Origin of the sequence: Lysinibacillus sp. NPDC093190 (genome assembly GCF_050280425.1) — a bacterium.
GTDB lineage: Bacteria > Bacillota > Bacilli > Bacillales_A > Planococcaceae > Lysinibacillus.
In genome coordinates this window covers 133,340-150,361 of sequence record NZ_JBNNVG010000005.1, presented here as the reverse complement: position 1 = coordinate 150,361, position 17,022 = coordinate 133,340, and the positions used below count along the sequence as shown (strand labels likewise).

Annotated in this window: 18 protein-coding genes; 12 read left to right on the top strand and 6 right to left on the bottom strand. The window is 33.8% G+C overall.

The features are described 5' to 3' along the window. Window positions 1-4 precede the first annotated feature (4 nt). From walK to rlmH, 7 genes are all read left to right on the top strand, one after another. Entirely contained in the window at window positions 5-1,870 is a 1,866-nt protein-coding gene (walK, locus tag ACQKOF_RS06455; protein ID WP_427554721.1) for a cell wall metabolism sensor histidine kinase WalK, read from the top strand. Further along, window positions 1,867-3,192 (top strand): YycH family regulatory protein, encoded by a 1,326-nt coding sequence (locus ACQKOF_RS06450; RefSeq protein ID WP_427554719.1) that lies wholly within the window; start codon window positions 1,867-1,869, stop codon window positions 3,190-3,192. Before walK ends, ACQKOF_RS06450 begins: the two co-directional genes overlap by 4 nt. Next, on the top strand, window positions 3,179-3,997 hold the full coding sequence (locus tag ACQKOF_RS06445) for a two-component system regulatory protein YycI (RefSeq protein WP_427554717.1): 819 nt from the start codon (window positions 3,179-3,181) through the stop codon (window positions 3,995-3,997). The genes ACQKOF_RS06450 and ACQKOF_RS06445 overlap by 14 nt, the downstream gene beginning before the upstream one ends. Beyond that, window positions 3,997-4,785: an MBL fold metallo-hydrolase gene (locus tag ACQKOF_RS06440; RefSeq protein ID WP_427554715.1), complete on the top strand. Its 789-nt coding sequence runs from the start codon at window positions 3,997-3,999 to the stop codon at window positions 4,783-4,785. Before ACQKOF_RS06445 ends, ACQKOF_RS06440 begins: the two co-directional genes overlap by 1 nt. Window positions 4,786-4,978: 193 nt before the next feature. After that, the gene (locus tag ACQKOF_RS06435) at window positions 4,979-6,277 is read left to right on the top strand and encodes a S1C family serine protease (protein ID WP_427554713.1); all 1,299 of its coding nucleotides are present in this window, start codon (window positions 4,979-4,981) and stop codon (window positions 6,275-6,277) included. 404 nt (window positions 6,278-6,681) lie between these two features. Further along, a complete protein-coding gene (locus tag ACQKOF_RS06430; protein WP_427554711.1) occupies window positions 6,682-6,846 on the top strand; it encodes a CxxH/CxxC protein in 165 nt (54 codons plus the stop codon). Window positions 6,847-6,936: 90 nt separating this feature from the next. Continuing rightward, on the top strand, window positions 6,937-7,416 hold the full coding sequence (rlmH, locus tag ACQKOF_RS06425; protein WP_370043978.1) for a 23S rRNA (pseudouridine(1915)-N(3))-methyltransferase RlmH: 480 nt from the start codon (window positions 6,937-6,939) through the stop codon (window positions 7,414-7,416). Between the two features lie 367 nt (window positions 7,417-7,783). Here rlmH and ACQKOF_RS06420 read toward each other — a convergent pair whose 3' ends face one another. Beyond that, complete coding sequence (locus tag ACQKOF_RS06420; RefSeq protein ID WP_205446271.1) at window positions 7,784-8,011, bottom strand: HTH-like domain-containing protein; 228 nt, start codon at window positions 8,009-8,011, stop codon at window positions 7,784-7,786. A gap of 90 nt (window positions 8,012-8,101) precedes the next feature. Here ACQKOF_RS06420 and ACQKOF_RS06415 point away from each other — a divergent pair, with 90 nt between their 5' ends. Both ACQKOF_RS06415 and ACQKOF_RS06410 read left to right on the top strand, forming a co-directional pair. Then, window positions 8,102-8,410 (top strand): winged helix-turn-helix domain-containing protein, encoded by a 309-nt coding sequence (locus ACQKOF_RS06415; protein ID WP_427554708.1) that lies wholly within the window; start codon window positions 8,102-8,104, stop codon window positions 8,408-8,410. A 297-nt stretch (window positions 8,411-8,707) separates the two neighbouring features. Beyond that, entirely contained in the window at window positions 8,708-11,791 is a 3,084-nt protein-coding gene (locus tag ACQKOF_RS06410) for an AAA domain-containing protein (protein ID WP_427554706.1), read from the top strand. A gap of 520 nt (window positions 11,792-12,311) precedes the next feature. Here the strand turns inward: ACQKOF_RS06410 and ACQKOF_RS06405 are convergent. Next, a complete protein-coding gene (locus tag ACQKOF_RS06405) occupies window positions 12,312-12,902 on the bottom strand; it encodes a VanZ family protein (RefSeq protein WP_427554704.1) in 591 nt (196 codons plus the stop codon). A gap of 195 nt (window positions 12,903-13,097) precedes the next feature. On the opposite strand from ACQKOF_RS06405, the gene ACQKOF_RS06400 reads away from it, so the two are divergent. Next, entirely contained in the window at window positions 13,098-13,640 is a 543-nt protein-coding gene (locus ACQKOF_RS06400) for a hypothetical protein (protein ID WP_427554702.1), read from the top strand. A 79-nt stretch (window positions 13,641-13,719) separates the two neighbouring features. On the opposite strand, the gene ACQKOF_RS06395 is transcribed toward ACQKOF_RS06400, so the two are convergent. Next, window positions 13,720-13,881, bottom strand: coding sequence for a hypothetical protein (locus ACQKOF_RS06395; RefSeq protein WP_427554700.1), 162 nt, complete (start codon window positions 13,879-13,881; stop codon window positions 13,720-13,722). A 390-nt stretch (window positions 13,882-14,271) separates the two neighbouring features. Then, the gene (locus ACQKOF_RS06390) at window positions 14,272-14,445 is read right to left on the bottom strand and encodes a hypothetical protein (protein WP_427554698.1); all 174 of its coding nucleotides are present in this window, start codon (window positions 14,443-14,445) and stop codon (window positions 14,272-14,274) included. Between the two features lie 120 nt (window positions 14,446-14,565). Here ACQKOF_RS06390 and ACQKOF_RS06385 point away from each other — a divergent pair, with 120 nt between their 5' ends. Together ACQKOF_RS06385 and ACQKOF_RS06380 are read left to right on the top strand one after the other, a co-directional pair. After that, entirely contained in the window at window positions 14,566-14,970 is a 405-nt protein-coding gene (locus tag ACQKOF_RS06385; RefSeq protein ID WP_427554696.1) for a hypothetical protein, read from the top strand. A gap of 81 nt (window positions 14,971-15,051) precedes the next feature. After that, a complete protein-coding gene (locus tag ACQKOF_RS06380; protein WP_427554694.1) occupies window positions 15,052-15,243 on the top strand; it encodes a response regulator transcription factor in 192 nt (63 codons plus the stop codon). 402 nt (window positions 15,244-15,645) lie between these two features. On the opposite strand, the gene ACQKOF_RS06375 is transcribed toward ACQKOF_RS06380, so the two are convergent. Together ACQKOF_RS06375 and ACQKOF_RS06370 are read right to left on the bottom strand one after the other, a co-directional pair. Next, the gene (locus ACQKOF_RS06375) at window positions 15,646-16,068 is read right to left on the bottom strand and encodes an exosporium protein C (RefSeq protein WP_427554692.1); all 423 of its coding nucleotides are present in this window, start codon (window positions 16,066-16,068) and stop codon (window positions 15,646-15,648) included. Between the two features lie 308 nt (window positions 16,069-16,376). Further along, window positions 16,377-16,694 carry a BRCT domain-containing protein gene (locus tag ACQKOF_RS06370; protein ID WP_427554690.1) on the bottom strand — a complete coding sequence of 106 codons (318 nt, stop codon included), beginning with the start codon at window positions 16,692-16,694 and terminating at the stop codon, window positions 16,377-16,379. Between the last annotated feature and the right edge of the window lie 328 nt (window positions 16,695-17,022).

Sequence of the window (17,022 nt, the reverse complement as noted above, 5' to 3'; positions counted from 1 at the left end):
AGGCATGCAGAAAGTAAGCTTCTTTAAATCAATTCACGTCAAACTGGTATTAATTTACATTTTACTGATCCTTCTTGCTTTGCAAATAATAGGGATCTATTTTGCGCGTGAATTAGAGTTAAATTTAAAAACCAACTTTCGAGACTCCATTTTTCAACGTGTCGATTTGATGCAATATAGCATTCGTGAAGAAATGTTAAAAGAACGCGATGATAGTATGCCATCTCTTGAAGAAAGCCTAAAAACGATTGTAATGGAGTTTTCTGCGGGATTGAAGGATGTTTCTACTGGAGATATTTTAGGAATCCGCGTCATTGATAATAGACAACGTATTCGCGCCACATCAGAGATAGACAATCAAAATTTGATTGGACAGCGCTCGAATAATGATCTTGTACGCCGTGCAATCTCTGCAGAAACATTATTTGAAAACATCAAACTGGATAATAAAACAAGAAATCGAGTGTGGGTGTTAGCTTCACCAATTCGAGATGGTGCAGGTCCTGATGATGAAATCATAGGGGTACTCTATATTGAAGCTAATATTGAATCGGTTTTCAAACAAGTAAATGACATTAACCGTATTTTCCTCGGTGGTACGGCAGTGTCTTTGGTAATTACTATCTTTTTAGGTATTTTAGTGGCGCGAACAATTACACAGCCAATTGCAGATATGCGTAAGCAGGCACAGGCAATGGCAAAGGGTAACTATTCTCGAAAAGTGCGGGTTTATGGTACAGATGAGATAGGGCAGCTTGCTATAACCTTTAATCATTTAACGAATCGCTTGCAGGAGGCGCAATCTACTACAGAGGCAGAGCGGCGAAAGCTTGATTCAGTCCTAAGTAATATGACGGATGGTGTTATTGCGACAGATCGAAAAGGGCGCATCATTCTTATTAATGATCCCGCACTAGAGCTGCTGCATATTTCCAGAGATATTACATTAGGTCGTCCGATTGCATCGGTTTTAGGTATTGACCAAGAGTATAGTTTTGAGGATTTAATTCACATGAATGATGCGGTGAATTTAGATTTCAGTACGGCAGACGCACCGTATATTTTACGTGCGAATTTCTCTGTTATTCAAAAAGAAACGGGTTTTATTAATGGTCTAATTACCGTCCTGCACGATATTACGGAGCAGGAAAAGATAGAAATGGATCGTCGAGAATTTGTATCAAATGTGTCACATGAATTACGGACACCATTAACGACGATGCGCAGTTATTTAGAGGCGTTAGCAGATGGTGCATGGAAAGATGAAAATATTGCTCCAACATTTTTGAATGTTACACAAACAGAAACAGAGCGTATGATTCGTTTAGTGAATGACTTATTGCAGTTATCACGAATGGACAGTTCAGATTATGAGTTGAATCAAGACATTGTTCTATTCAATTCTTTCTTTAACCGTATTATCGATCGTTTTGAAATGTCTAAGTCCGACAAAGTGATGTTTGAACGTTTATTCCCAGAGGCATCTTATTATGTAGAAATTGATACGGACAAGGTGACACAAGTTATCGATAATATCATTTCCAATGCTATAAAGTATTCACCAGATGGAGGTAATATTCGCTTTGGCTTTACAGCGCAAGGAGATATGCTAAAGGTTATGATTTCTGATGATGGAATGGGAATTCCTAAGGAAAATGTAGGACGTATTTTTGAGCGTTTCTATCGAGTAGATCGAGCTCGAGCCCGATCTATGGGAGGAACTGGTCTAGGGCTAGCTATTGCCAGAGAAATGATTGAGGCTCATGGTGGTAAAATATGGGCAGAAAGTGAAGAAGGACATGGAACAACAGTTTTCTTCACATTACCACTTAATTTAGATGATTTTGACGAGGCAGGTGAGTGGGAATGAAATATATAGAACCAGTTAAATCAGTTGTTTTATTCCTACTCGTTATGCTAAGTGTGGTTTTAACCTTTATGATTTGGACATACACGCCAGATTACAAATTTATTGAACAAACTGAAGGAAAAGAAATCCTAATTGGGCCACAAAAAAAAATGGAGGATGTAATTCGTCCATATAAAGCTATTTATCGTTTTGATAAGGAATTTACAGGAACCGTATCTAATGGTGTAATGGAAGATATTATGGAAGCATTTAAGGGATGGAATGTCCTAGATTTAATGCCCGTTAACAATAATCTTACAGCCAATTCTGTAAACGAGATGATTCGTACTAATAATTGTATGACTGTCTTTTTTACGGGTGAGATTCCTTACTCTGCTTTTAACTCAATTTTTCAGTTCGCCGATAAGGAGCTACCTGAAACAACCTTTAATCGTATGATTATAGATTGGAGTAATTATAATAACAAAGACTTACAGGTGTTTTTCATTAGTGGCAATAATGAAGTATTGATGCGTTCACGTGTAAGTCTAGAAAATGCTAATCAATTTGTACGAAATATTATTGAGCCAGCGAAAACATACGGCAATTTTAAAGAAGTAGAGCGTGATGGCTTTACCTCTCTTTATGTGGCTAACGAAAAAATTGAATCTGCGAAATATACGTATTTTATCGATATGCAATCACCTGATATTTTTAAGAATGTGTTATTTACAGAACCAAACAATGTCCTGCGCACTGACGAAAGTGTAACCACTGAAAAATATCAAGACGGTATGTCACTAATGACAGTGGATAAAAATTTAAAATCATTGATTTTTGTCTATCCAACGGCAGAAAGCAGTGTAAGAATAGAGCCTTCAAAGCTCCTGACAGATAGTTTTGAGTTTATCAATGAACATGGAGGTTTTACAGCTGATTATCGCTATGTATCAACAAGTACAAGTAATAATCAATTAGATTATCAGCTATATTTACAAGGATTACCGGTTTATAGTGACCAGGCTATAAATCGAATTACAACCGTTTGGGGAGATAATCGTATTTTCCGCTACAAACGTCCATACTTTACTTTAGATACAGACGCTCCATCCGAAAAGGAAATTAAAGAATTGCCATCAGGATCGGAAATTGTTGAAAAGATTCAAAAGCTTAATAACATTGTATTATCAGATATAGATGAAATTGTTGTGGGCTACTATTTAACTCAAGATCAAAGTGAACTATATATGACATTAGAGCCATGTTGGTTTGTTATTCGTAACGGTGTATGGACGAAACTGACACCTGAAACATTAGGAGGTGTCAAAAATGGATTGGAATAGAACAAAGTCTATTTTCATATGCGTTTTTTTAACCTTAAATTTCTTCTTGTATTCGTTATATTTTAAATCCTATAATGAAGCGAAGAGCATAGAGATACCGGGCGAAAAAACAATAGAAGCCCGTTTAAAGGATGATAATATTACGTATGGAACACTGCCAAATAGTAATGAATTTGTTGTGTATATTACGGGCAAAGTGCATACATTTAAAAGTACTGATTTTAACGACGACAATCAGCGAGAAAATATAAATGATGAGACACATCCAAGTGTTGTTTTTATAAACCCTGTGAAATTACGGAATATTGATGATACAAGCATTACAGAGTTTGTCCATACAAACGTTAATGAAGGCGATTCCTACGCATTATGGAAGGTGGATCGTGAGGAAAGAGTCGCAACCTTCTTCCAAAAGAAAGGCAATCGAATGTTCTATTATAATGAGAGTGCCTTATTAAAAGTACAGTGGAATGCAGACAACGAAGTTACAATGTATGAGCAAACGATGCTTGATGATATCAAAGAAATGGAGAAACAGGAAACTGTCATACCACCACTTCAAATTATCCAGACACTTTATAATAAAAACCTATTAAAGCCAGAATCGAGTATTACGCAAATGAAGTTAGGTTACTCGACAAAAGGTTATTTAACATCAACTCAAGTGCTAGTACCAACATGGGAAGTACAAGTGAAATTAGATGGAGAAACAGAAGAATATTTTGTCAATGCTAGTGAAGGAAATGTAATTGAAATTCAAGGAGACAAGCAAAAAGGCGAAGAGGAAGACTGGGGAGTTGAATAATGCGATTTAGTGTTTTAGCAAGTGGCAGTACAGGAAATTCGATTTATGTAGAGAATGAAGATCACTCATTTATTGTCGATGCTGGTCTCAGTGGCAAAAAGATGGAGCAACTATTTACAAAAATCGACCGCAATATGAAACAGCTAAGTGGCATTTTCGTTACACATGAGCATAGTGATCATATTAAAGGAATAGGTGTATTGGCACGAAAATATAGTGTACCTATTTATGCCAACGCCAAAACGTGGCAGGCGATGGATGGGCTAGTCGGTGAAATACCTTTAGAGCAACGTTTTGAATTTGAAATGGATACTGTAAAGCATTTTGGTTCATTAGCTGTTGAATCCTTTGCTGTATCACATGATGCAGCCGATCCAATGTTCTATAGCTTCCATGAAAATGGACGTAAGCTTGTTGTTATTACGGATACAGGCTATGTTAGTGACCGTATGAAGGGTATCATTCGAGGTGCTGATTCCTTTGTATTTGAAAGTAACCATGATGTGAATATGTTGCAAATGGGGCGTTACCCATGGTCTATAAAACGTCGTATTTTAAGTGATGTAGGGCACGTTTCTAATGAGGATGCAGCTATAGCAATGAGTAACGTAGTATTTGAAAAACCAACAAATATTTATTTATCACATTTAAGTATGGATAATAACATGAAAGAGCTTGCGCGCATGAGTGTCACACAAACTTTGCAATCCTGCGGCATTATTGTTGGAGAGTATTTAAATCTATTTGATACAGATGCAGAAGAGCCGACGAAATTAGTAACCGTTTAATGATTAGCATCAGTTAAGAATATCGATATTATACAAATGAAGCTTTAATGAGGCTGTTCAATGACATTTTATAAAAATGCGTTGAACAGCCATTTTTATGTCCATTTTATTTATTTTTCATCTGATTTTAATGTTTGAATCGTAATATTAGGGTAACAACTAACCAATACTAATAAAGGAAAGGATGAGGAAAATGAGCTATTTTCAAGATGATGATAAAAATAATGATTTATTAAAAAATGATGAAATACAGAAGTCACCTCTTCAGGAGCGACTCGAACAAGAGGAGCGAGAAACGCAAGAGAAACGTCATAAAAAGAAAGGCGGTGGCGGAGGTAAAGGTGGTTATTTTTTCACGGGTCTTATCGGTGTCATCATAGGCGCTTTACTCGTTTGGCTCATGATGCCTGGACTTGTCAATCAAATGCCAGGTACAACAACAAGTAGCACAGGTAAAAATGAAACAACCATTAATCAAGTTGCAACAGAGGTGACAACGGATGTTACGAAAGCAGTAGATAAGGCTTCAGGCGCTGTTGTAGGGATCACAAATATTCAAGAAGTGACAAGCGGCGGATTCTGGAATCCACCATCCACATCAAACAAGCCTGCTGGAAGCGGCTCAGGTGTTATTTATAAAGTTCAAGGTGATAAAGCCTTTATCGTGACAAATAACCATGTTATTGAAGGTGCAAAACAGTTAGAAGTAACAATGCCAGATGGAACGAAGGAAGTCGCTCAAGTAGTTGGTAGTGATATTTGGACAGACCTAGCTGTTATTTCAATCAGTTCTAAAGATGTAAAAACGGTTGCGTCATTTGGCAACTCAGATGCATTAAAGCAAGGTGAAACAGTAATCGCAATAGGTAACCCGCTTGGCTTAGAGTTCTATGGCTCTGTTACTAGAGGTGTTGTTTCTGGTAAGGACCGCTCAGTACCAGTTGACGTTGATAATAATGGTACAATAGATTGGCAACAAGAAGTACTACAAACAGATGCAGCAATTAACCCTGGTAATAGTGGTGGTGCACTTGTTAATATTGCAGGTGATTTAGTCGGTATCAACTCCATGAAAATTGCTGAATCCTCTGTTGAGGGTTTAGGCTTCTCCATTCCGATTAACTCAGCAATTCCAATTATAGAGGAGTTAGAGAAAAATGGTGAAATGAAACGTCCAACAATGGGTATTTCATTAGCAAACTTAACAGATGTTCCGTCATTCAACCAACAGCAAACGTTAAAATTACCAAGAGACATAACAACAGGTGTTGTTATCACAGAAGTTGTGGCGAACTCTCCAGCTTCAAAAGCAGGCGTTCAACAATACGATGTAATTGTTGAAATGGATGGCAAAAAAATCGAAACAGCAATCGATTTACGCAAACATTTATATAACGACAAAAAAATTGGTGATAAATTAACGATGAAAGTATACCGCCAAGGTAAATTAGTGGATCTATCACTAACATTAACAAATAGCGATTCGTTGTAAATTAGAAATCAGTGGGGATTATAAGATCTCCACTGATTTTTTTGTGGAATCAAAAAATATTATTTATCATCAAAAGTTGGAGCTAATATTTGTTGTTGATTGGAGAGGAGGCTAGGTGACTCATCGGACGCCCCCAGGAAAGCACCCAGCCGGAACGGAAATCAACCGGACATTATAGTGATGAGCCAAAAATATTCGGAGGCATCGACTGAATTATTATGAATGATTTAGAAAATATTGTGGATAACTAGAAAATTTTGAATAATAACATATACACGGCTAGTGGCGGTAGAAAGCCTATTCTTCCATACTCGCCTGACCTTTGTTACAATAGATTGTGGATAACATAGACCGAATTGTGAATAAGTTTGTGGAAATTTCGGAAAATAAGAAGAGGTGTAAAAATGGAAAAATACAGCTGTGAAAACCATATAGAACACGCTTTAGACATGTTTGTGGCTGAGCAAAAAGAGTTCCCAATTATGGATAAAATCAAAGAGGATAAAAAGTTATCCACAAAGTGTAGCTACTGTGAACGACCTGCAGAATATCTTGTATCAAGTAAATAACTTTACACAAGATATAGGAATTACTTGTGGATATGTTGATAACTTTTGTGGATAATTTGTTTGTAAATGAATTGTAAAGGTGGATAACGTGTGAATATAACGATTGTATCAGTCGGAAAACTAAAAGAAAAGTATTTAAAAATGGGAATAGATGAATACGTAAAACGCCTTGGTGGCTACGCAAAAATGGATCTAATCGAAGTACCAGATGAAAAAGCACCCGAGCAACTAAGCGAAGCAGAAATGGAAATCGTAAAGAAAAAAGAGGGTGAACGTATTCTATCTAAAATCAGCCCAGATACATACGTTATCGCCCTGGCCATTAACGGCAAAATGAAGACCTCTGAACAAATGGCGGCAGATCTTGAATCCCTCATGACCTACGGCAAAAGTAAAATCGCGTTCGTCATTGGCGGTTCCCTTGGTTTACACGATGATGTATTGAAACGAGCTGATGAGCAACAATCCTTTGGAAAGATGACATTACCGCATCAGCTAATGAAGCTTGTTTTGGTAGAGCAGGTTTATAGAAGTTTTAGGATTATGAAGGGTGAACCGTATCACAAGTAAGTGCGGTTTTTTCTGAAATACAGAAGCAGCACCGTTCCAAATTAAGTGGAAAGGTGCTGTTTTCTTTAGATGAACATTTGTTGCATGAAAGATTTTTTTTGATCTTTTAAAGTTTGTAATGTTAGTTCGGCTAAACTAATTTTTGATTGCAAGGTGTCTAAGAATTTTTAATTTGTTCCTTTATAGAATTAATTGATGGTGAATTCTATATTACAGGGTTAGAGATACTATAATTAAAAATGAAGAGAGCGAACTACAATTGCTCCTTCAACTCCTAAAGATAAATAAATGAAGAATTAAAATAAGGAGTAGAAGACTTGTCTATAGATGAGCCTTCCACTCCCTTTTTATTTTAGTAGCAATTTAATTACTCAGTATAAGAGACATACTTAGACAATTTAATCCCCTTTTGTACTTCCGTTTTATATGAATCATTTAACCCTGAAGCTTTTATAATTTCTCCAGCACTATATTTATTCTTAAGTAAAGTGGAACCGTATTTTATTCCAAAAAGATGAATGAACGTAACTTTTTCATTTTCGGGTGCTGAATGGTACATCCTTTTAAGTTCACTACCTAATTCACTTATTGTCATAGAGACTTACCCCCCTAGCTATTATTCTTTCTATAAAAATATTAACATATTTTGTTATAATTAGAATAGTTAAGTATTGGAGGTATTTTTATGGCAGTTCCAGGCTATCAGGATTTTATGTATCCGTTTTTAAAACAATTAGAAGATAGAAAAGAGTACAATTTACAAGATTTATATATAATATTAGCCACTCATTTTAAATTGACTGAGGAAGATGTTGCTGAAATACTTCCTAGCGGTAAGCAAACATTATTAGTTAATCGAGTAGGTTGGGCAAGAACCTATTTGAAAAAAGCAGGATTAATAAAAGGTGTGAAACGAGCAGTTTTTCAAATTACAGATGAGGGATTAAAAGTAAGTAAGTGCGGTTTTATAATTGATAAAAGAAATAACAGATAATAGGTCTCACCTTTTGGGTAAATACAACCTAAGCCAAAAGGTGTTTTCCGTTTTATAGGAATTTTAAAGTTTATTGTAATAAAGAAAACCAATGAAAATTCTCAAAGAAATTGTAAAATAAATGATATAAAGTCTCCAAAATAGATAAGCCTCTTTATATTCAGACAATAACATTTGTTTTAAAGACTTTAAGTTGAAATCTAATTTTATCTATGAAAAATTCAACATTTTTATTTTGCAATACACAAAGCAGCTTATAAATTAATTTTTTATATGGATGATAATGGGAGAGAGAACATGAATAAAAGTAAAGATATTTTAAATGCTTGGATTACAATAGAGCAATTATCCGAAGGTTCTATTAAAGACAAATCGCCAAAGCCTTTACATACAAAGGAAGAGGATTGTAAAAAGTTTTTTTTAGATTTTTTAACTAAACAAAAGGAACATCAAAATGTTTCAGACAAGGTTTTTAAGAAGTCAGGCTTAGTATTATATTTTGGTATTTTCAATTTTCAAGAAGTGATTGATATATTGAGAGAGAGATACAAGATTGCTAAAAGTTATGAAGAAGTCATTGACTCTAACAAATTCACCTTATCTTTATATTTTGATAATCAACTAAATTTTATAGCAGATAAATTATTTTTAACGATGAGCGGTTATATCCACGAGCATGGTGATTTACCGGAAGATTTTTTAAAAGTTGAAAACTCATTTAGAGAAGATTTAAATAGGAAATTTGATGAGGATTTTAACACTACAATCTCTGAACTTTCACAAAAGTACAATGCTTCCTCAGAAAACTTTCGCTATACATTTGTGCAAAATTTGGATAATGGAGATGTAAATCTACATTCGTTCTTTATAGAAGATCTGAAAAAAGCAAAGACAATCACAACTAAAAATTTGAATCGATATTTTAATGGCTTCTCTGGAGATAGGAAAAATCTAGATAGCAATAAAAAATCAGAAAATTTTAACTCACACATTTTTGAGACAATTGCTTTACAACCTAAATTTTATCCGTTAGGACGTTTTCCAAGTAATCCTGATTATGCACTTTCATTCATGCAACAGGCAGCGGTAAACCTAGCTTTAAATGATGAAAATGATATTCGTAGTGTTAATGGACCGCCAGGAACAGGGAAAACAACACTGTTGAAAGATATTTTTGCTGATTTAGTAGTACAACAGGCAGCGGTAATTTCACAGCTTTCTAATAAAAGTATTCAACGTAGTCTAGTTTATTGGCAAAATGCTAAACTTGGTGTTTTACCGCAATCCATTTCAGATAAAAATATTATTGTTGCAAGTTCAAACAATGGGGCAGTCCAAAATATTGTTAAGGAGTTACCAAAGAAAGAAGAGATTGCTGAGGATTTTCAAAATCAACTAGTGCAAGCGAATTACTTCAAAGATATTTCTAATTCAAAATTAACCGGTGAAGGTTACGGACAGAATCGTAACATTATAAGTGAGCTTTTAAATGAAGAAAATTGGGGTACATTCTCGTTAGAAGGTGGAGCGTCAACAAACATTAACAAATTACTTTTAAACATTGAAGCAATTGAAAAAGATTTAGAAGAAAATTATCAAGCGAATACAGGTGTATATCAAGAATTCTCACGTCTCTATGATGAGTTAAAAATTGAAAGAGAAAAAATGCAAGAATATAGTGAAAAAATGTATTCTCTTCGAAAATTAAAAGCCAAGCATAAAGAGCAAATCATTGCTTTTCAACAAGAAGAAAAGAAAAAACGAACAGATTTGATTTTACATGAAAAAGAAGCGAAAAGTGAATTTGAAAGACTGAGACAAGAAAGCTTAAATCTGCAAAAAGATTTATCGAATGCTTCTATTGAACTTGAAAATTTACCCAATTTACAAGTTCAAGCTGAAAGGAATTTTAATGTAGTTATTTCACAAAGGCCAAGTTTTTTATGGTTTCAGAAAATATTTAATAAATCAAAAGTTGAGCAGTATTTCAAGAATCTCAATAGTGCGAATGACTATTTAAATCAACTTTCTCAACAAAAAGTCAAATTGTTGAATGACCGTAAGCAACTTGAAAATGGAGTAAAGCAAAATGCCGAAAAAAGCGAGTATATTCAAAAACAAATACAGGACACAAAAGCTGTCTTCAATCGATGGATGACTACTCAACAAAATGATTTAAGAAAAATAGAACAAGAAATAGAATCATTGGAAAATCTCAAGGTTCAAAGTGGCATAAAGGAACTAGATTTTTCAATATCATATAAGAAACTTCAAGAGTCTAATCCATGGTTTACAAAGCAGTTCCGCATATTACAATCAGAATTATTTATTTTAGCTTTAAAAGTTAGAAAACAATTCCTGTATGAAAACCGAAAAAGTTTGAAAGTGGCTAGGATGATTTGGGAAAAACAGTCTGAATACATTGCAAAAGAGAATGGACATCAGTTAATTTCAGAATCATGGCAATGGCTGAATTTCACTGTTCCTGTTGTTAGCACTACTTTTGCCAGTTTTGGTCGAATGTTTAAAAACCTTAAAGAAAATTCGATAGGCAATCTATTCATAGATGAGGCTGGTCAAGCACTACCACAAGCTAGTGTTGGTGCAATTTTTAGGAGTAAAAAAGTTATGGTTGTTGGAGATCCCTCACAAATAAAACCAGTATTAACGTTAGATTCAAATGTTCTGACCTTAATTGGAAGACATAATAAAGTAGACGAAAAGTTTGTCTCTGCTAATGCTTCTACTCAAACAATTGTAGATGCTACCAGTCAGTATGGCTTTCAAAAAAATGATGATGAATGGATTGGCATACCACTTTGGGTACACAGACGTTCGAACTATCCGATGTTCACGATTTCAAATGAAATATCGTATGATGGGTTAATGGTGCAAGGTAAAAAAGAAGATGAGGCAAAAGGAAAATCACAATGGTTAGATTCAGTGGGAAAGGCAACTGACAAATATGTTAAAGAACAAGCTGACTTACTGAAAAGTCTAATTGCTAAACGATTACACGAGGATCCAAATTTAGCGAACGAAATCTATGTTATATCTCCATTTAGAAATGTGGCCTATAAACTTGCACGGGTTTTAGATGAAATTAACTTCACGAAACGAGAAGACGGTAAAACAACAAATGTTGGTACTGTTCATACTTTTCAGGGGAAAGAAGCAAAAATTGTCTATTTTGTCCTTGGAGCAGACTCTAATAGCAGTAGGGCAGCAGAATGGGCCGTTACTGAACCAAATATAATGAATGTTGCAGCTACACGAGCTAAAGAAGAATTTTATGTCATTGGCGATAAGAAATTGTATGCATCACTTGGTAAGGAAGTGGCAAATAGAACGATATCGATTATTGACGACTATAATAGGTAATACAATGAATATGTAATATATTGAATTTGTAAATCAACACCAGCAGACTATAACTACAAGTATGCTATAAAAGGTAAAATAGAAAACCTTATTTAGATACACTACGGAGAACCGTATCACAAGTGATAGTAAAGCGGAAGTTTGAACTAATAATATAAAAAGAAGATGAATAAGTGTTGGTTTAGGATAAAGTTGATTAAAAAATTCTATTCATTCCTTATTTGGCAACAAATAAGGAATGAATAGAATTTGATCAATCTTTTCCTAATAGGAACGATAAAAAAATGCTGGTATACAGCTTAATAAATTGTCTCTGTATACAGGTTTTTATTCAGATAACACACTCTGAAAAATCTCGAAAAGTCCTATCGTAGCTATGTTTATATAGCTTTGCATAAAAAGCTGTATAAACAATAGTTCTCGTAAAAAGGCACGAACGTTGATTTAACAACATTCGTGCCTTTTTGGTGTGTTTCCAAACTTGCGTTTGGGAACGTTTTTAGGTATATATGTGTATATTTTATTCGACAATTTTTGTTTGGTTTTTTAATTTATATGAGTGAATATAATTTACTGCGTACTTTACTAAAAATATTCCTAAGACTCCACCCAAAACATTAAATAACAAATAGATAATATCCGTATTACCAAAGTTGCTTATAGTAAAACCAGACCACCCAAGTAAAAGACGGGCGAAATCTATAACTAAACAACTTAAAATAACAATAGAAATTGCTTTTTTGTTACTTTTTAAATTGAAAAGGAGTATTAAGAAAATCCCAAACGGTACAAATAAAATAACATTATAAAATAAAGCTGAATAACTCCAAATAGAAATATTAAAGTGCATCGTATCAAATATTCCAAACCAGTCATTCGTTGAAATAAATCTTCTAATATTGTCTGCTGGATTTTGATGGAGCGTGAATCCACCCAATTTAATTTGAACTAAGCTTATTACGTAAAAAATAGAGCTATATAACATAACTCGTTTCTTAGCACTTTTTTCTACTTTTCTAAAATAATCAAGTAATACATCAATAAAAATATATACTAACAAAATTAAGAATGCTAAGGGAACAATATTGTAAAGAACATATGTTGAATGCATAATTAACATCTCCCATTATTTTAAAATTTTATAGTCACTATTCATTTTACTAATTTTCACATTATAAAATAAACAAATCAAAATAAGAATAATCGAATTTACCCTTATAATTAAATTTAACCCATTGATTATTTCAAAAAAACATTTATAATAAGAAATGTAATAAAAATACATAAACGGAGGTTTACGGAACTTATGGGAATTAAAAAACTATTATTAACATCTTTTATGTTTGGTGCAATCATCTTAGGGACTACGCAAAATGCTAGCGCTAATAACGGTACTGATACAATTAATGATGACACTATCGAATCTCTTCCAGAAGGGGTAGAGAAATATTACCCAAAAAACCCTGAACTTTTAGTAGATGAAAATTATGAAGATTCTAAAGATTTGACAATTAGTCCATATGCTGCACTTGAACAACTTCCAAGAAGTGTTTATCTTTCAACAGCTAACAAGTCGAAGTCTACATCTAGACTACAACTTTATCGTGGCGACAATTTAGGTATGACCGTAGAACCCAAAAAATTTGGAAAGGAGCGAGGTACAATTGTTGGTATGATATATCGTAATGGTGAATATTACGATACCTATGTATTTTTAAATACAGAAAGAGTCGTTACTACCATAAAGACTGGTGATTTATCGGAATATTCATTGAGATTATACTGTGGAAACCCAAATGATTTAGAAACTGGGTGTGAAGCAAGTGGAAAAATTTATCCAGTAAAATGAACTGCACCCCAATAGTTAGACACAATCTAACTATTGGGGGTGCAGTTTTTTTATGACGAAATATACTACTGAGAAAAAATTACAAGCTGTTAGGGCGCACATTAAAAAGCCACGAACATTCATAAGCAATGTAATGAGCTAAAAATATAGTATAAACTGCTTTACCATTACCTTTTTCAGTAAACCATTCTTTTAATCCTTTATTTAGCTTCAGTGCATATCCCTTTAGATATTTTTTCAAAGCAATACATCCTTATAAATATTTTAGACACACTATTATATCAAAAAGCTCCCAAAGCGTCGTTTGGAAATCTTTAATAAAAAGTTGTTATTCAACAATCTGGCCTTTTAATGGAATAACTTTATTATCGATTAATAATTTCTTAATCCACAAAAAAAACAAAATTTCACCTTTATAGAGATAGGAAATTCCGGTTAAACTTTGTTTCAAAGCAATAATAAGCACAATAAAAGTCGCCCTTTATACTCTTGGGCGACTTAATTTGTCTTTGTCTTCTATAAGGTCAATGATGTAAACTAGCAAAAAAGTAGGTACAAGAAAAAATCTTGTACCTACTTTTTTTATGTTGTCGCAATTTCCGTAACTTTTGCACCCACATGTACGGGTGGTTTACAATCTTTCCATGGAGCAGATTCTTCTAATTGTTTCCCAAGCTGTAGAAGGGTTAACCTTTTCAATACCTTGTAGCGCCAATTTTGTAAGCTCTTGTGGTGTCACTTGCTTTGTTTTTACTAACTTCGCTAATCCAAGACCATCATATGATGCATATTCTTGTAAATTCATCTGATCACCTCATTATAGTTTTGACTTACAAATTCATTTTAAATTGAGATGAAAAGAATTGATCTTACCCAAAAGGATAATTTGTTTCGAGCGAGAATATATGAACTAAAAATTTCGAATATGAATATGCAACAAACAAGTGAAGACTTTAAATTGAATGTGTTGCAAGTATTGAGTGAATGTTTTCAATATGAGCATACGTTATTTTGGGAAGTGGCAGATGGGGAGTTAAATGAACAGCCTGCCTGTTTCAATGTAGAGACATATACGGTACAAAATTATCTACATGAATATAAATATTATGATCCTTTGCACCCAGTGAATATGCAAAACCAACCCGATATTCAATTAATGCAACGAAATGAAGTAATATCGATGAAGAAAAAGCGATATTATGTTGAGCGCTTTTTACAATTAAATGATTTTACAGATGAAATGGTTATGTCTGTACAATCAGCAAAAGCCAACAGCGGCTATTGGCTTTTTACGAAAAAAAGGGGAAACACCATTTACAGAGCAGGATAGTCAAAAGCTATTGTATGTAAAACGGACGATACGATTGAAAATGTATATTTATTACATCAATATGTTCAGCCAGACGAGTCATTGCAAACTACACAACGTGAAAAAGAGCTGTTAATGTACTTATGTAAGGGATTCAAAAATGGAGAAATTGCCAGTTTTTTATATGTCAGTGAAAATACAGTAAAGAAGCATCTGCAAAATTTGTATCGAAAATTTCAAGTAACTTCCCGAACGCAGCTTGCATTAAAATATGCAGAAAGTTTTCGAGCATAAAAATAAGATGTTGCCAATCGATAAAAACCGAGTGCTATTTTAACCCGAACAATCCCACCTCTTTTATTTAGCAGACTTTTCGCATCCCATGTTAGAAAAATTAAAATGATTATTTATAGCCCTATCCTGATATACTATCGAATTACTTGAAAGATTGTTCAGCCCGTTCCAATCTCCTTTAATGTCATTTACTAATAAATTTTAGAGTATAAACGAAATAATAAGCTGGATAGAGAGTTTGATTTTTAATAACTTCTATCCAGCTTATTTTTTAAATCCTTATATAATGTGCTTTAAAACATGCATCTTACTCTATCAACACGCTTAAAAAATCAATCATGTATGCCACAAATTTGCACGGGGCATAAACATAATCAAGATGCATAGTAAGAGCTATTATCGTTAATTTTTTATTGCTAGGCCACTAAAAGAAATTGGTCCAACAATGTTTGCTTGTGTGTTAGGTGTAATGTTCTCAACAAAAACCTGATAGAAGTTAGCGCCAGCTACTAAATTGGAATCAATAGCTTGGAATGTAAAAATGTAATTTTGTTCTGAACCTGTTGATTCTGCGCCATTTTGAGTATTATAGATTTCTTTCCCGTTACGGAAGATTCTAAATACAAGTTGAGAAATATTTGTAACGCCCGTCACACCAACGCTTGCAAGTAGCTCAACGTTATTATTTCTTGAAGCGGTGCCTGGGATATTTATTTGAATAGAGGCTAAAAGAACTCTAAATGGAGCTTGTGGAATTGGAAAAGCAGTTTCTGGGTTAAACGTACTTAGAGGTTCAGTTGCTTGGTAATCAAGAACTTGCGCCATTTTATCACCTCCTTTTGCTAGGATACTATAAGATATGTTCTATATTAGAGCTCCGATTGTGTAGTAAACTAAGCCGTGCTATTTTTTAAAACTTTGTTTAGTTAATCCGTTCTAGCTCTACTTAAATTTGTTGTGTGTAAGCTCTCAAATTAAAGTCATGTAGATTTATTAGGGAGAAATTTTTCATAAGTTTGAGGAATAAAATATGTAAAAGGTATGTGAACATAGTTGTTTTGCATACCTTTTTAGATGAGATGAATTTATATTTGAGGCAAATCTTCTTTGAAGGATGATGGTAGATATTCTTTTTACATTGAAATGAGCCAAATAAAATCATCCTCAATAATAATCTGAACGTCTAGACCAAGGCTAATCAACTTCTCAGCTTTTAATTGTTTCGTACTTATACCGCGACGTTTGTCCCCAAGAATAAGGAAATCTGTATCCTGTGTAACTGCCCCTTGCATAATCCCTCCATAAGCTCGTACTTTTTTCGTAGCTTCTGAACGTGTCATCGTGGAAAGGGCCCCAGTAAAGACGATTTGTTTATTATAAAACGGATGCATCAAGCATTCGGATGGATCAGAAAGTAAGATGACTTCTGTGTTGTCCTTATTGTTGTTCATGTTTACTCTCCTTAATTGAAATGAAAAGATTTTTACCTGAATTATAGGTGAGATTGATTGATACGATAGGATGTAGGTAACAAAAGAATGTCTCTCTACATTTAAACTATTCATGGAGAATAGTATCATATAGATCCGTTCTTCATGAATACTTGTATCAATAGATAAAAAGAGTATGTGAATTTAAATTGATTTCGCATACTTTTTTTCCAAAAGAAGGATTTTATAAATGTTGCCCGAACTATGAAATAGAGAGACAAAAAATAAAATTTCTTGTTCAACAAACTAGCCCATTAACAAAATGAAAAATAAGGGGAAAAGGATGGTT

What these genes read in the sequence shown, in the direction of transcription:
- walK (WP_427554721.1), top strand. Translation starts at nt 5, where the DNA reads ATGCAGAAAGTAAGCTTCTTTAAATCAATTCACGTCAAACTGGTATTA.
- ACQKOF_RS06450 (WP_427554719.1), top strand. Translation starts at nt 1,867, where the DNA reads ATGAAATATATAGAACCAGTTAAATCAGTTGTTTTATTCCTACTCGTT.
- ACQKOF_RS06445 (WP_427554717.1), top strand. Translation starts at nt 3,179, where the DNA reads ATGGATTGGAATAGAACAAAGTCTATTTTCATATGCGTTTTTTTAACC.
- ACQKOF_RS06440 (WP_427554715.1), top strand. Translation starts at nt 3,997, where the DNA reads ATGCGATTTAGTGTTTTAGCAAGTGGCAGTACAGGAAATTCGATTTAT.
- ACQKOF_RS06435 (WP_427554713.1), top strand. Translation starts at nt 4,979, where the DNA reads ATGAGCTATTTTCAAGATGATGATAAAAATAATGATTTATTAAAAAAT.
- ACQKOF_RS06430 (WP_427554711.1), top strand. Translation starts at nt 6,682, where the DNA reads ATGGAAAAATACAGCTGTGAAAACCATATAGAACACGCTTTAGACATG.
- ACQKOF_RS06420 (WP_205446271.1), bottom strand. Translation starts at nt 8,011, where the DNA reads ATGACAATAAGTGAATTAGGTAGTGAACTTAAAAGGATGTACCATTCA.
- ACQKOF_RS06415 (WP_427554708.1), top strand. Translation starts at nt 8,102, where the DNA reads ATGGCAGTTCCAGGCTATCAGGATTTTATGTATCCGTTTTTAAAACAA.
- ACQKOF_RS06410 (WP_427554706.1), top strand. Translation starts at nt 8,708, where the DNA reads ATGAATAAAAGTAAAGATATTTTAAATGCTTGGATTACAATAGAGCAA.
- ACQKOF_RS06405 (WP_427554704.1), bottom strand. Translation starts at nt 12,902, where the DNA reads ATGCATTCAACATATGTTCTTTACAATATTGTTCCCTTAGCATTCTTA.
- ACQKOF_RS06400 (WP_427554702.1), top strand. Translation starts at nt 13,098, where the DNA reads ATGGGAATTAAAAAACTATTATTAACATCTTTTATGTTTGGTGCAATC.
- ACQKOF_RS06390 (WP_427554698.1), bottom strand. Translation starts at nt 14,445, where the DNA reads ATGAATTTACAAGAATATGCATCATATGATGGTCTTGGATTAGCGAAG.
- ACQKOF_RS06385 (WP_427554696.1), top strand. Translation starts at nt 14,566, where the DNA reads ATGAATATGCAACAAACAAGTGAAGACTTTAAATTGAATGTGTTGCAA.
- ACQKOF_RS06375 (WP_427554692.1), bottom strand. Translation starts at nt 16,068, where the DNA reads ATGGCGCAAGTTCTTGATTACCAAGCAACTGAACCTCTAAGTACGTTT.
- ACQKOF_RS06370 (WP_427554690.1), bottom strand. Translation starts at nt 16,694, where the DNA reads ATGAACAACAATAAGGACAACACAGAAGTCATCTTACTTTCTGATCCA.